Source organism: Amycolatopsis sp. NPDC114504, assembly GCF_055633595.1.
This window is the reverse complement of sequence record NZ_JBVKDU010000003.1, coordinates 1,223,398-1,237,877: the sequence shown is the minus strand read 5'-3', so window position 1 is coordinate 1,237,877 and position 14,480 is coordinate 1,223,398. Positions and strand designations below refer to the sequence as shown.

At 70.6% G+C, this 14,480-nt stretch carries 12 protein-coding genes and 1 riboswitch; of the genes, 9 read left to right on the top strand and 3 right to left on the bottom strand.

All coding sequences use genetic code 11. The annotated features are described in order from the left end of the window. Positions 1-44: 44 nt before the first annotated feature. The 3 genes from ACZ7PG_RS27280 to ACZ7PG_RS27270 all read right to left on the bottom strand — a co-directional run bounded on the left by ACZ7PG_RS27280 (position 45) and on the right by ACZ7PG_RS27270 (position 2,416). Positions 45-809 (bottom strand): ABC transporter permease, encoded by a 765-nt coding sequence (locus ACZ7PG_RS27280; protein ID WP_470241899.1) that lies wholly within the window; start codon positions 807-809, stop codon positions 45-47. Next, a complete protein-coding gene (locus tag ACZ7PG_RS27275; protein ID WP_470241898.1) occupies positions 799-1,776 on the bottom strand; it encodes an ATP-binding cassette domain-containing protein in 978 nt (325 codons plus the stop codon). The genes ACZ7PG_RS27280 and ACZ7PG_RS27275 overlap by 11 nt, the downstream gene beginning before the upstream one ends. 73 nt (positions 1,777-1,849) lie before the next feature. After that, positions 1,850-2,416, bottom strand: coding sequence for a PadR family transcriptional regulator (locus tag ACZ7PG_RS27270; protein ID WP_470241897.1), 567 nt, complete (start codon positions 2,414-2,416; stop codon positions 1,850-1,852). A 53-nt stretch (positions 2,417-2,469) separates the two neighbouring features. Here ACZ7PG_RS27270 and metG point away from each other — a divergent pair, with 53 nt between their 5' ends. The 9 genes from metG (at position 2,470) to ACZ7PG_RS27225 (ending at position 14,440) form a co-directional block, all read left to right on the top strand. Further along, a complete protein-coding gene (metG, locus tag ACZ7PG_RS27265; RefSeq protein WP_470241896.1) occupies positions 2,470-4,266 on the top strand; it encodes a methionine--tRNA ligase in 1,797 nt (598 codons plus the stop codon). Between the two features lie 9 nt (positions 4,267-4,275). Beyond that, a complete protein-coding gene (locus ACZ7PG_RS27260; RefSeq protein ID WP_470241895.1) occupies positions 4,276-5,112 on the top strand; it encodes a TatD family hydrolase in 837 nt (278 codons plus the stop codon). A gap of 288 nt (positions 5,113-5,400) precedes the next feature. Beyond that, a complete protein-coding gene (locus tag ACZ7PG_RS27255) occupies positions 5,401-6,828 on the top strand; it encodes a transglycosylase family protein (protein ID WP_470241894.1) in 1,428 nt (475 codons plus the stop codon). Positions 6,829-7,008: 180 nt separating this feature from the next. Continuing rightward, on the top strand, positions 7,009-7,845 hold the full coding sequence (gene rsmA / locus ACZ7PG_RS27250; protein WP_470241893.1) for a 16S rRNA (adenine(1518)-N(6)/adenine(1519)-N(6))-dimethyltransferase RsmA: 837 nt from the start codon (positions 7,009-7,011) through the stop codon (positions 7,843-7,845). Between the two features lie 138 nt (positions 7,846-7,983). Beyond that, positions 7,984-8,090, top strand: a riboswitch (SAM riboswitch). 193 nt (positions 8,091-8,283) lie between these two features. After that, the gene (locus ACZ7PG_RS27245) at positions 8,284-9,297 is read left to right on the top strand and encodes a methionine ABC transporter ATP-binding protein (RefSeq protein WP_470241892.1); all 1,014 of its coding nucleotides are present in this window, start codon (positions 8,284-8,286) and stop codon (positions 9,295-9,297) included. Between the two features lie 70 nt (positions 9,298-9,367). After that, the gene (locus tag ACZ7PG_RS27240) at positions 9,368-10,330 is read left to right on the top strand and encodes a 4-(cytidine 5'-diphospho)-2-C-methyl-D-erythritol kinase (protein WP_470241891.1); all 963 of its coding nucleotides are present in this window, start codon (positions 9,368-9,370) and stop codon (positions 10,328-10,330) included. Positions 10,331-10,376: 46 nt separating this feature from the next. Then, positions 10,377-12,143: an ABC-F family ATP-binding cassette domain-containing protein gene (locus ACZ7PG_RS27235; RefSeq protein WP_470241890.1), complete on the top strand. Its 1,767-nt coding sequence runs from the start codon at positions 10,377-10,379 to the stop codon at positions 12,141-12,143. Between the two features lie 53 nt (positions 12,144-12,196). After that, the gene (locus ACZ7PG_RS27230) at positions 12,197-12,727 is read left to right on the top strand and encodes a P-loop NTPase family protein (RefSeq protein WP_470241889.1); all 531 of its coding nucleotides are present in this window, start codon (positions 12,197-12,199) and stop codon (positions 12,725-12,727) included. Positions 12,728-12,751: 24 nt separating this feature from the next. Further along, positions 12,752-14,440, top strand: a complete 1,689-nt coding sequence (locus tag ACZ7PG_RS27225) for a fatty acyl-AMP ligase (protein WP_470241888.1) — start codon at positions 12,752-12,754, stop codon at positions 14,438-14,440. Positions 14,441-14,480: the final 40 nt, after the last annotated feature.

Sequence of the window (14,480 nt, the reverse complement as noted above, 5' to 3'; positions counted from 1 at the left end):
GCGGACCCGCAGTGACTCACACGCGGTTGATCAGGCCTTTTTGATCAGGCGCTCTCCTTTTGGAACGTTCGGGCGCCCCACCACACGGACACCACGGCCATCGCCAGCACCACGACGCTGCCGGTGAACAACGCGTCCGTGGTGAAGTCGCCGCGGAAGGAGTTCCGCTCGACGTCGACCACGTGCCGGAACGGGTTGATCCGGGAAACCGTGTACAGCCACGCCGGTGCGTTCCCCGACGTGATCGGGATGAGGATCCCGGACAGCAGCAGCAACGGCATCAGCACGGCGTTGAGGAACGCCGGGAACGTCTCCTCGCTCTTCAACGTCAACGCCAGCGCGTAGGAGCACGACGCCAGCGAAGCCGCGAGCAGGAACACGATCACCAGGCTGAGCAGGACTCCGGAGAACGGCGCGTCCAGGTCGAACACGAGGTATGCCGGCGCGATGATCAGCGCGGCCTGCACCACCGCCTGCAGCGAGCTGGCCAGCACCTTGCCGAGCAGCAGCGCCACCCGGCTCACCGGGGTCACGCGGAACCGCTCGACCACGCCCGCCCGGTAGTCGGCGAGCAGCCCGAAGCCGACGAACGAGCTGCCGAACAGGGCCAGCTGCGCGATCAGGGCCGGGGTCAGGATCATCCAGCCGTCCACTTCGGGGACGCCGCCCCGCCCGAGCATGTCCACGAGCAGCGGGCCGAAGAAGAAGAGGTACATCAGCGGCTGAGCGAGCCCGATCACCAGCCAGGTCGGGTTGCGCAGCGCCGCCGTCATGTCGCGGCGGAAGATCAGCCAGGTGTCACGCGGCACGGGTGCCCTCCTCGGCTTCGCGCAGCGAGCGCCCGGTCAGGGTCAGGAAGACGTCGTCGAGCGTCGGCCGGTGGACCCGCACCGACCGCATCGGGATGTCCTTCGCGTCGAGCGCCCGCAGCAGCTCCGGGAGCGCGACGTCGCCGCGCGGCACGCGGAAGCGCACCTCGCCGCCGGCGACGGACAGCTCCTGCGCGCCCGCCAGCCGGCCGGCGATCTCGGCGGCGTCCGCGCCCTGCTCCGGATCGACGCCGACTTCGACGCGGTCGCCGTTGACCTGCGCCTTGAGCGCGTCGGGCGTGCCCTCGGCGACGATCCGGCCGTCGTCGATGACGATCAGCCGGTCGGCCAGCGAGTCGGCTTCGTCGAGGTAGTGGGTGGTGAGGAAGACCGTGACGCCCTGGTCGGCGCGCAGCCGCCTGATGTGCTCCCACAGGTTGGCGCGGCTCTGCGGGTCGAGCCCGGTCGACGGCTCGTCGAGGAACACCAGCCCCGGCGAGTGGATCAGCCCGAGCGCGATGTCGAGCCGTCGTCGCTGGCCACCGGAAAGCGTCTTGGTCGGCCGCTGGTCGAGCCCGGTCAGGTCGAGCTGCTCGACCAGCTCGGCGCCGCGCGCGATCGCGTCGGCCTTGCTCATCCGGTAGAGCCGTCCCTGCAGCTCGAGCTCGTCGGCGACCTTGGTCTCCGGCGAGGTGCTGCCGCCCTGCGCGACGTAGCCGATCCGCTCGCGCACCCCCAGCGGGTCGGTCAGCAGGTCGCGGCCGCCGACGGTCGCGGTGCCCGCGGTCGGCTTCAGCAGCGTGGTCAGCATGCGCAGCGTGGTCGTCTTCCCGGCGCCGTTCGGTCCGAGGAACCCGACGAGCTCGCCCGCGTCGACGTCGAGGTCGACGCCCTTCACCGCGTGTACTTCGCCCCCAGAGCGGCCCTTGCGGCGGAACCGCCGCTCGAGACCGCGTGCCGTGATCATGAGATCTCCTAATCAAACTTGACTACTTGAAGCGCACACTGTGCCCCGGAGGGAGCGTGTTAGTCAAACTTGATTACTCGCCGGCCATCACGTACTCGCCCGCTTCGAGCCGGGCGACCAGGCCTTCGAGCCAGGTCAGGCTCGCGTCGGTGATCCCGCCCCACAGCCGGTACAGCTCGCCGACGTGCTCGGGCGTGCCCAGCTCCATGCTCGCCTTGATCTCTTCGAGCATCAGCTTCGCCTGCCGCTGCTCGGCCTCCAGGTGCACGAGCCGGTGCCGCAGCAGGTTGATCACCCGGGCCCGCGGCAACGTCGTCATCAGCGAGATCCCGGCCGACAGGTCCGGGTGGTTGAGCTCCGGATCGGAGAGGGCCTTGGACAGCAGGACCTGGTACTCCTGCTCGCCGACGTCGGTGAGCCGGTAGGCCGTGCGGTCGGGGCCGCCGTCGCCGGGCTCGACGTCGACCAGCTCCAGCAGGTCTTCGGCGGTCATCTTCTTCAGCGCGTGGTAGATCGACCCGGGCTGGACGTTGGCCCACTTGTCCGCCGACCAGCCGAGCAGCTCCCGCCGCACCTGGTAGCCGTGCGCGCGGCCGTACATCCGCACCACCCCGAGCACGAGCAGACGTGTCGCCGACAACCCAGGCCTCCCTCTCGACAATCCGTGTGACGCCCTCCGTAGGCTAATAAGGTATGAGCACCCCTGTGTTGACAGCGGTGGCCTGGCCCTACGCCAACGGCCCCCGCCACATCGGCCACGTGTCCGGATTCGGCGTCCCGTCCGACGTCTTCTCCCGCTACCAGCGAATGGCCGGCAACCGGGTGCTCATGGTCTCCGGCACCGACGAGCACGGCACCCCGATCACGGTCCAGGCCGACAAGGAGAACTCGACCCCGCAGCTGACGGCGGACAAGTACACCCGCCAGATCGGCAACGACCTGCAGGGCCTCGGCCTCTCCTACGACCTGTTCACCCGGACCACGACCGGCAACCACGCCGAGGTGACGCAGCAGATCTTCCTGGCGCTGCACCGCAACGGCTACGTCGTGCCGAAGACCACGCGCGGGGCGATCAGCCCGTCCACCGGCCGCACGCTGCCCGACCGCTACGTCGAGGGCACCTGCCCCATCTGCGGGTACGACGGCGCGCGCGGCGACCAGTGCGACAACTGCGGCAACCAGCTCGACGCCGCGGAGCTGATCAACCCGAAGTCGCGGATCAACGGCGAGACGCCGAAGTTCGTCGAGACCGAGCACTACTTCCTCGACCTGCCGGCGTTCACCAAGACCCTCGGCGACTGGCTGGGCACCAAGACCGACTGGCGCCCCAACGTCCTCAACTTCACCAAGAACCTGATCGACGACATGCGGCCCCGGCCGATCACCCGCGACCTCGACTGGGGCGTCAAGATCCCCCTCGACGGCTGGAGCGACCAGCCGATGAAGCGGTTCTACGTCTGGTTCGACGCGGTGATCGGGTACTTCTCGGCCAGCGTCGAGTGGGCCCGCCGGTCCGGCAACCCGGACGCGTGGCAGGAGTGGTGGAACAACCCCGACGCCCGGTCGTACTACTTCATGGGCAAGGACAACATCACCTTCCACGCCCAGATCTGGCCGGCCCTGCTGTTCGGCCACAACGGCGAGGGCGACAAGGGCGGCGAGCCGGGCAAGTACGGCAAGCTGCACCTGCCCGACGAGATCGTCTCCAGCGAGTTCCTCACCATGAGCGGCTCGAAGTTCTCGACCTCGCGCGGGCGCGTCATCTACGTCGAGGACTTCCTGCGCGACTTCGGCCCGGACACGCTGCGGTACTTCATCTCGGTCGCCGGCCCGGAGACCCAGGACACCGACTTCACCTGGGACGAGTTCGTCCGCCGGACCAACTTCGAGCTGGCCAACGAGTGGGGCAACCTGGTCAACCGGTCCATCTCGATGGCGCACAAGAACGTCGGCGCCATCCCGCGCCCGGAGGCCCCGACGGCGGCCGACGAGGACCTGAAGGCCCTGTCCCGCAAGGCCTTCGACACCGCGGGCGCGCACCTGGCCCGGTCCCGGTTCAAGCTGGCGGCGAGCGAGGCCATGAAGGTCGTCACCGCGGCGAACAAGTACATCTCCGACCAGGAGCCGTGGAAGCTCAAGGACGACCCCACGCGGCGCGACACGGTGCTGCACACCGCGCTGCAGGTCGTCTCCGACGCCAACACGCTGCTGACGCCGTTCCTGCCGCACTCGGCCCAGAAGGTGCACGAGGCCCTCGGCGGCACCGGCGTCTGGGCTGCCCAGCCGGAGCTCAAGGAGGTCGACGACCTCGACATCGCCGGCCGGGTCAACCCGATCCTCACCGGCGACTACGCGGGCGAGCAGGCGAAGTGGGAGTCGAAGCCGATCGAGGTCGGCAAGCCCCTGCGGAAGCCGTCGCCGCTGTTCACGAAGCTCGACCCGGCGCTCGGCGAGACCGGCCCGGAGTGGGCGCCGATCACCAAGGAGTAAGAGGTATGCATGGGTGACGAGAAGCGCGAGCTGCCGCCGGTCCCGGACCGGCTCCCGGTGTCGGTGGTGGACGCGCACACCCATCTCGACGCGTGCGGCGCGGTCACCGCGGCCGAGGTCACGGCCATGGTCGACCGCGCCGAGCGCGCCGGCGTCGCCCGCGTCGTCACGGTCGCCGACGACCTCGCCTCGGCCCGCTGGGCCGCCGAGGCCGCCACCTGGGACAGCCGGGTCTGGGCCGCCGTCGCGATCCACCCGACGCGCACCAAGGAGTTCGGCGAGGCCGAGAAGTCCGAAGTGGAGCGCCTGGCCGGCCACGAGCGCGTGGTCGCGGTCGGCGAGACCGGCCTCGACTACTACTGGGACTACTCGCCGCACGACGCCCAGCAGGAGGCGTTCCGCTGGCACATCGACCTCGCCAAGCGGCTCGACAAGCCGCTGATGATCCACGACCGCGAGGCCCACGACGACGTGCTGCGCATCCTGGCCGAAGAGAATGCGCCGAATGCCGTAATCTTCCATTGTTTTTCCGGAGACGCGGAAATGGCGCGCAAGTGCGTCGACGCGGGATACGTCCTTTCCTTCGCCGGCACGGTGACGTTCAAGAACGCGAAGGGGCTCCACGAGGCGGCCCGGCTCTGCCCGGCGGACCAGTACCTCGTCGAAACCGACGCACCGTTTCTGACCCCCCACCCGTTCCGTGGGCGGCCGAACGAGCCGTTCGGCGCGGCCTACACCGTCCGTCACCTCGCGGCGCTCAGGGGCGAAGCTGTCCACGAAGTCGCCGAATCGGTCCGGACCACTGCCGAGCGGGTCTACCGACTCCCCAGTGTCACAACGGGTTGAACGCATTGCGACATCAGGGTTCCTTGATCGTCCACCTGATGGAGTGACGGGGATCACGACACTCCGGGGGGTGTTTGCGCAACCCGGCGGGACCCGTTACTGTCCCGTGATCGTGCCGGTCGGTACTGCACCATGCAGTTGCCGGCTGTTACGCCCACAGTCACGTCAGTGCACGTCGGGGAAGCGGAACCGGGTAGGTACGACCGGGACCGTGACGATGGCGCCGGCTGCGGGCCCAGACGTAAAGACGCCGCCCCGAACGGCGTCTTGGGAAAGGGAACGACAGCGGTGACAGGTAGCAGACAGGCTGGAGCGCGCTCCGCGGCCGTCCTCGATCGTCATTACGAGGACACCGCCTACGGCCAGCTCGACTTCTCCGACGACCCGAACATCACGCAGCAGGACATCCTCGCCGCGCTCGGCCCCGACGCCGACGCGATGATGGCCGAGATCGACGTCGACGTCGACGAGCTGATCCGGCTCATCAACGCCGAGACGACGTACCTGCCACCGATCGTCATCCCGGACGAGATCGAGGCGGACCGGACCGCGTCCCCGCAGGCCAAGCGGGCCATGCTGGACGAGGGCCTGCGCGAGACCACCAAGATCTGGAAGCGCCGCTTCCTCAAGGGCGCCGTCCTCGGCGTCATGATCAGCATCGCCGGCGGTGGCGCGGCCGCGCTGGCGATGAACAAGAGCATCACCGTCGACGTCGACGGCCAGCAGACCACCGTGCACTCGTTCGGCGACACCGTCGGCGAAGTGCTGGAGGACGCGGGCCTGTCCGTCGGCGCGCACGACTCGCTCTCCCCGTCCCCGCAGGCGGAGGTCGGCGACGGCGGTGTCATCAAGCTCGAGCGCGGCCGTCAGCTGAAGATGATCGTCGACGGCGCGGAGCACACCTCCTGGGTCCGCGCGACCCACCTCGGCGACGCGCTCGGCCAGCTCGGCATGGCCGGGGTGGACAAGCCCGGCACGTGGATGTCGATGCCGAAGGACGGCGAGCTGCCCCTGCAGGGCGCCACCGTCGAGATCAAGACCCTCAAGAACCTCACGCTCTACGACGGCGCCAACGCGCCGAAGAAGGTCACCACGACCGCGGTCACCACGAAGGAGTTCCTGGGCGAGTACAAGCTCACCCTGGGCCCGGAGGACCAGGCCGAGGGCGGTCTGGACGTCAAGCTGACCGACGGCGCCGAGGTGCACATCAGCCGCACCGGCGTCTCGACGGTCGTCCAGAAGGAAGACATCGCCCCGCCCGAGCAGAAGGTCGACGACCCGGACCTCGTCAAGGGCAAGACCTCGGTCGAGGACCCGGGCACGCCCGGCGAGAAGATGGTGACCTACAAGGTCACGCAGAAGAACGGCAAAGAGGTCTCCCGCGAGAGCATCTCCGAGCAGGTCATCACCCAGCCGAAGCCGAAGATCATCCACGTCGGCACCAAGCAGGCCCCGACGCCGGCGATCGGCGACGGCTCCGCGTGGGACCGCATCGCGCAGTGCGAGTCGGGCGGCAACTGGGCCATCAACACCGGCAACGGCTACTACGGCGGCCTCCAGTTCGACAAGCGCACGTGGGACGCCTACGGCGGCGACGAGTACGCGGCGCTCCCGAACCAGGCTTCGCGCGAGCAGCAGATCGCGATCGCGGAGAAGGTCAAGGCCGGCCGTGGCGGCAGCTACAGCGCTTGGCCGGTCTGCGGCAAGAAGGCCTGACACGCTTTTCGAGCGGCCCCCACCTCGACGAAGTGGGGGCCGTTTCGCGTGCGCGGAAAGGCATCACGCGTGTCCCGAGGGGCATCACCCGTGATCAGGCGGGCATCACGCGTGATGCCCCTCCAATCACGCGTGATGCCTGCTCAGTCACGCGTGATGCCCCATCGGTAAGCTCCAGCGGTGGTTGAACTGTTGGGACCTGCCGAGATCCGCGGGCTGGCGGCCGAGCTGGACGTGCGGCCGACCAAGAAGCTCGGGCAGAACTTCGTGCACGATCCCAACACCGTCCGGCGGATCGTCGAGCTGGCGGACGTCGGCCCGGACGACGTCGTCCTCGAGGTCGGGCCCGGGCTCGGGTCGCTGACCCTCGGGCTGCTCGCCACCGGTGCGCGCGTCGTCGCCGTCGAGATCGATCCCAAGCTCGCCGAACGGCTGCCCAAGACCGTCGCCGACCGGGGGCCCGAGGTCTCGGAACGGCTCCAGGTCGTCACGGCCGACGCGCTGCGGATCACCGACGACCAGTTGCCGCGGCCGACCGCGCTCGTCGCGAACCTGCCCTACAACGTCGCCGTCCCGGTCGTGCTGCACCTGCTCGCCGAGGTGCCGTCGCTCACGTCCGGCCTCGTCATGGTCCAGACCGAGGTCGCCGACCGGATGGCGGCGGGCCCCGGCAGCCGGATCTACGGCGTGCCGAGCGTCAAGCTCGCCTGGTACGGCCCCGCGCGCAAGGTCGGCGCCGTGCCGCGCTCGGTGTTCTGGCCGGTGCCGAACGTCGACTCCGCGCTCGTCGCCTTCGAACGCGGTGACGCTCCGGCGTCGGACGACCGCGATCGGCTCTTCGGCCTCGTGGACGCCGCTTTCTCACAGCGCAGGAAGACGCTCCGCGCCGCGCTCGCCGGCTGGGCGGGCTCGGCCGAGCGGGCCGGGGAGCTGCTCACGGCCGCCGGGATCGACCCGAAGACCCGCGGTGAACAGCTGGACGTGCACGACTTCGCGAGGCTCGCCGCCGCGCGTTAGCACGTCCACAGTGGAAGTCAACGCGGTCCGGCGAAAATACGCCTCTTGACGTGCGATCTCGCGATTCGGACACCTCCACTCGTGTGATCTGGGCCAACAGGCTTGCTTTCGCTCGCCGGGATCGGCTTTACTCGGAAGTGTCCATCCCGAGCGACTGAGAGACCTGGCTCGCCGAAGTCGCAGCAACCACCCCCCGCGGGGAAGGTGCTACCGCCAGGACCGATGGAGGCCGTTTCCGATGAAGAGGGTAGCTCGCCCCCTGCTCCTGACCAGGCGTCGCGTAGTCGACGAAGGCCGCCGCTCCGTGACCGCATGTCGACGCTCCCACTGAGCTTGTCGTAGCCGGTCCACCTCTTCTTCATGCACCGTCCTCAAAGGACGGACTTCGCCTGCGGCCGGGTGCCGCGCGCTGCGCGCACCCCGTTTTCTGGAGCCTTCGTGATCACCGTCGAAAACTTGTCCAAAACCTTTGCCACCAACGGAAACTCGGTCGTCGCCCTGCACGACGTGAGCGTCGAGGTCCAGGCCGGCTCGCTGTTCGGCGTGGTCGGCCCGGCCGGGTCCGGCAAGTCCGTCCTCGCCCGCTGCATCGCGCTGCAGGAGCGGCCCGACCGCGGCGTCGTCCGCCTCGACGGCCTCAACACCGGCACCCTCGACGGCCGCCGGCTGCGCGAAATCCGCCGCCAGCTCGGCGTCGTCTCGACGAAACCGGAGCTGATCGCCGAGCGCACGATCGCCGGCAACATCGCCTCCCCGCTCGAGCAGCTCGGCGTCGACGGCCCGCAGCGCCGCAGCCGGGTCGGCTCGCTGCTCGACCTCGTCGGCCTGACGCAGCGCGCGACGCAGCGTCCCGGTGAGCTGACCGAGGGTCAGCTCCGCCGCGTCGCGGTCGCGAAGGCACTGGCCGCGGCGCCGGCGGTGCTGCTCGCCGACGACCCGACCGCCGGCATCGACCCGGAGGAGGCCGGCGCGGTGCTCACCGTGCTCGACCGCGCCCGCGCCGAGCTGGGCACCACCGTCGTGGTCACGACCCCGGACGCCGGCGTGGTCCGCCGGGTCTGCGACGACGTCGCGGTGCTCGAAGACGGCACGGTCGTCGAGCGCGGCACTGTCCTCGACCTGGTCTCGAACCCGGCCAGCCGCACCGCGCAGGCGCTGCTGCCCGCCATCGAGACCACCCGCGCCCAGATCGCCCGCTACGACCGCTCGGCCGACGTCGTGCTGATCGGTTTCGCTTCGGTCGGCGCGCTGCTGCCCGAGGCCGCGGGCCGGTTCGACGTCGAGTTCGCCACGATCGGCGGCGGCCTGACCCGGATCGGCGACACCCCGGTCGGCCGGTTCCGCCTCGGCGTCCGCGGCGAGCGGGCCGACGCGGCACTGGCGTGGGTCGCCGAGCGCGGCGGCCACGTGACGCACACCGCGCGCGGCCCCCAGGGTGTCGCGGCAGCTTGACCCGAACGCCGTAAACGCCCCGATGCGCACGTCGCATCGGGGCGTTTTCGCGGCCACGTAGGCTGGTCGGGTGCTCGCCGTAGTTCCGCCCCCAGTCACCGTCCGGGTCCCGGCCAAGGTCAACCTGCACCTGGCGGTCGACGACCTGCGCGAAGACGGTTACCACGAGCTGGTGACCGTGTTCCAGGCCTTGTCGCTGACCGACGAGGTGACCGTCGCGGTCACCGAAGAGCCGGGCGTGGAGATCTACGGCGAGGGCGAGGGCTCGGTGCCCGCCGACGGCACCAACCTGGCCTGGCGCGCGGTCGAAGCGCTTTCCGCGCACGTCGGCCGCACCGAAGCGCCGAACGTTCGGGTGGTGCTGCGCAAGGGCATCCCGGTCGCGGGCGGCATGGCGGGCGGCAGTGCCGACGCGGCGGCGACGCTGGTCGGGCTGGCGAGCCTCTGGAACCTCGACGTCACGCGCGACGAGCTGGCCGAGCTCGCCGCCGGGCTGGGCAGCGACGTCCCGTTCGCGCTCTACGGCGGCACCGCGCTGGGCACCGGGCGCGGCGAGCAGCTCGTGCCGGTGCTGTCGCGGCACACTTTCCACTGGGTGCTGGCGTTCGACTCCGAAGGGCTGTCGACGCCGAAGGTGTTCAAGGAGCTGGATCGCCTGCGCGCGGACGGCAACCCGCCGCGGATCGGCTCGCACACCCCGGTCGTCGAGGCGCTGGCTTCGGGCGACCCGCGTCAGCTGGCGCTGTTGCTGGGCAACGACCTCCAGGCGGCGGCGGTTTCGCTGCGGCCGGGGCTGCGCCGGACGCTCCGGGCCGGCGTCAACGCGGGCGCGCTCGCCGGCACGGTCTCCGGCTCCGGCCCGACGTGCGCGTTCCTCTGCGAGGACGCGCAGACCGCGGTCGAGGTCGCCGCGGAGCTGTCGGGCGCGGGGGTGTGCCGCACGGTCCGGGTGGCGCACGGCCCGGTCCCCGGCGCCCGCGTGGTCGGCGGGGACGACGCGCCGCGCCCGGCGCCGCCGCGCGTGCACGCCTGACCGTCCATTGTAGATTTCTCTTTCCCGGAAAGGAACGGCTGAGCGGATGGCCAACCTGGTCAACCTGGAAGCGGTGAGCAAGTCCTACGGGGTGAAGCCACTGCTGGACGGCGTCTCGCTGGGCGTCGCGGCCGGGCAGCGCATCGGTGTCGTCGGCCTCAACGGCGGCGGCAAGACCACGCTGCTGGAAGTCCTTTCCGGACTCGCCGCGCCGGATTCCGGGCGGGTGAGCCACGTCGGTGGCCTGCGGATGGCCGTGGTCACCCAGCGGACCGAGCTCCCGGACGGCAGCACCGTCGGCGAGGTCGTGCTCGAACGCTACGGCGCCGAGCACGAATGGGCCGCCGACGCGCGCGTCCGGTCCATTGTGGACGGACTCGGGATCACCGCGATCGGGCTGGACACGCCGACCGCGAACCTCTCCGGCGGCGAGCGGCGCCGGGTCTCCCTGGCGGCCGCGCTGACCGGCGAGCTCGACCTCGTCGTGCTCGACGAGCCGACCAACCACCTGGACGTCGAAGGCGTCCAGTGGCTGGCCGACCACCTGCTGAACCGGCGGATCGCGGTCGTGGTCGTCACCCACGACCGGTGGTTCCTCGACACCGTCGCGAGCCTGACGTGGGAGGTCGCGAACGGCCGCGTCGAGATGTACGAAGGTGGTTACGCGGACTGGATCTTCGCGCGCGCCGAGCGGGCGCGGCTGGCCGCGACGGCCGAGGAGAAGCGGCAGAACCTGGCCCGCAAGGAGCTGGCGTGGCTGCGCCGCGGTCCGCAGGCGCGTTCGTCGAAGCCGCGCTACCGCATCGACGCGGCCGAGGCGCTGATCGCGGACGTCCCGCCGCCGCGCGACTCCGTCGAGCTGATGGCGTTCGCGAAGCGCCGGCTCGGCAAGACCGTGCTGGAGCTGGAAGACACGACGTACAAGGTCGGCGACCGGACGCTACTCGACCACGTCACCTGGCGGGTCGGCCCCGGTGACCGGATCGGCCTGGTCGGGATCAACGGCTCCGGCAAGACGTCCCTGCTGAAGCTGCTCGGCGGCGACGTCGAAGGCTCGACCGGGCGCCGGATCGAGGGCAAGACGGTCGCGCTCGCGCACCTGCGCCAGGAGCTCGACGACCTGCCCGCCGACCTGCGTGTGCTGCAGGCGATCGAGCAGGTGGCCGGGCGCGTGGTGTTCGGCAAGCAGGAGATGACGGCGTCGCAGCTGGGCGAGAAGCTCGGCTTTCCGCAGGCGCGCCAGTGGACCCCGGTCGGCGACCTCTCCGGCGGCGAGCGGCGCCGGCTGCAGCTGTGCCGGCTGCTGATGGCCGAGCCGAACGTGCTGCTGCTCGACGAGCCGACGAACGACCTGGACATCGACACCCTGCAGCAGCTGGAAGACCTGCTCGACGGCTGGCCGGGCACGATGATCGTCGTCTCGCACGACCGGTACCTGGTCGAACGAGTCTGCGACACGATCGTCGCCCTCTTCGGCGACGGCCGCATCACCCACCTCCCGGGCGGCATCGAGGAGTACCTGAACCGCCGGGCGCTCGCCAAGGAACCGGCGGCCGCGGCGGCCCCGACGGCAGCGAAGGCCGAGGCGAAGAAGTCGGCGGCGGACGTGCGGGCGGCCCAGAAGGAGATGGGCCGGCTCGAGCGCAAGCTGGACCAGCTGCACGCGAAGGAGGAGAAGCTCCACGCGGCCCTGCTGGAGGCGGCGACGGACCCGTCGAAGCTGATGGAGCTCAACGGCCAGCTGAAGGGCGTCAAGGGCGAGATCGAGGACGTCGAGGCCCGCTGGCTGGAGACGTCCGAACTGCTCGAGTGAGGGTCCTCGGGCCTCGTGACTCCCTCGGCGCAAGGCCGATCCGGCGGATCGCGGTGGCCGGCCCCGCGGGCTCGGGCAAGTCGACCCTCGCGCGCAGCCTGGGCGAACGCCTGGGCGTGCCGTATGTGGAGTTCGAGTCCTTCTTCCACGGGCCCGGCTGGACCGTGCGGGAGACGTGGCAGGCCGACGTCCTCGACCACCTCGACGGCGAAGTCTGGGCCATCGAGTGGCAGGGCGAGGCGGTCCGGGAGCGGATGACCGCCCGCCTCGACGTGCTGGTGTGGCTCGACCACCCGCGTGCCCTGACCATGGCGCGGGTCGTCAGGCGCACGCTTGCGCGTCGTGTCGGCCGCGGTTCGAAGATCGCCGGGGGCAACGTCGAAGGGCCGTTGCACACCTTCTTCACCGACCGGGAGCACATCGTCCGCGTCGCGTGGCGGTACCACCCGATCCTGCGCGCGCGGGTCCGGAAGGTGATCGACGAGAACCGGTACCCCGATCTCGTCGTGGTCCGGCTGCGGGGGCAGCGCCAAGTGGACCGCTGGCTTCAGGGCCCGGTTTCCGCCTTGGACGGCGGATGTTGACACCCAGACAGTAATCTGACGCCCATGAGCAGGTTCGTGGACACGCTCGTCGCCACCGCGGCGGGACGAGGTCAGCAGCGTGGCATGGTCACCGGGGAGCCCAAGGAGCCGGTTCGGCGGACCTGGGCCGAGGTGCACGAAGAAGCCCGGCGGGTCGCCGGCGGGCTGGTCGGCGCCGGGTTCGAGCGGGGTACGGCCGTCGGGGTGCTGGCCGCCGCGCCGGTGCTGATCGCGCCGACCGTGCAGGCCGTCTGGCTGGCCGGGGGCAGCGTCACCATGCTGCACCAGCCCACCCCGCGCACCGACCTCGCCGAGTGGGCCGAGGACACCGTGCGCGTGCTCGGGATGATCGGCTCGAACCTCGTGCTGCTGGGCGAGCCCTTCGACCAGCTGGCCCCGGTGCTCGAGGAGAAGGGCATCGGCTTCAAGCTGATCAGCGACCTCGTCGATGCCGAGCCCCTCGCCGACGTCGTCGCCACCGACGAGGGCGAGACCGCGCTCCTGCAGCTGACGAGCGGCTCGACCGCCGACCCCAAGGCCGTGCGGATCACCTACGGGAACCTGTACTCCAACGTCAAGGCCATGGTCGACCGCGCGGAGTTCGACTTCGACACCGACGTCATGGTGTCCTGGCTGCCGACGTTCCACGACATGGGGATGGTCGGCTTCCTGACCGTGCCGATGACCTTCGGCGTCGAGCTCGTCAAGATCACGCCGGTCGAGTTCCTTTCGGGACCGCTGATCTGGCCCGAGCTGATCACCAAGTACCACGGCACGACGACGGCGGCGCCGAACTTCGCGTACGCGATCGTCGGACGCCGGATGGCGCGCGTCGACGAGGACGATGCCTACGACCTTTCGAAGCTGCGCATCGCCTTGAACGGCGCCGAGCCCATCGACGAGACCGCCGTCCGGACCTTCGTGGACGCCGGTGCCCGGTTCAAGATGCCGCCGGAATGCGTTTTCCCGGCGTACGGCATGGCCGAGGCGACGCTCGCGGTGTCGTTCGCGCCGCTGTTCACCGGGCTCACGCTCGACGTCGTCGAGGCCGACGCGCTGGAGGCGGACAACCGCGCGGTGCCGGTGCCCGAGGGCGACCCGCGGCGCGATACCGACAGCGTCCGGTCGTTCGCGGTGCTCGGCCCGCCGCTGGACGGCCTGGAAGCCGAGATCGTCAACGACGCGGGTGCGCGCGTCGGCGAGCGTGAGGTCGGCGAGATCCGGCTGCGCGGCGAGGCCGTGACACCCGGCTACCTGACCATGGAGGGCCCGCTCGACACGCAGGACGCCGAAGGCTGGCTGAACACCGGCGACCTCGGCTACCTGGTGGACGGCCAGATCGTCATCTGCGGCCGGCGCAAGGACGTCATCATCATGGGCGGCCGCAACCTGTACCCGACGGACATCGAGCGCGCGGCGACGTCGGTCGAGGGGGTCCGGGCGGGCAACGCGGTGGCGGTGCGGCTGGACGCGGGCAGCCGGCGCGAGCGGTTCGCGGTGGTCGTGGAGTCGAAGCTGGCGGGCGACGCCGAGGCCGAGAAGGACCTGATGAAGCAGGTCTCGGCCCGGGTGCGCGACGCGGTCGACATGCGGCCGTACGCGGTGGTGGTGCTGCCGGCGGGCAGCTTGCCGAAGACCCCGTCGGGCAAGGTCAAGCGCGCGGCGACGGCGCAGCAGTTCGCGGACAAGATCAAGAAGAACGCCGACTCCTGACGCACTCCGGCGGCGGGCCGTCGCCGGCCCGCCGCCGGAG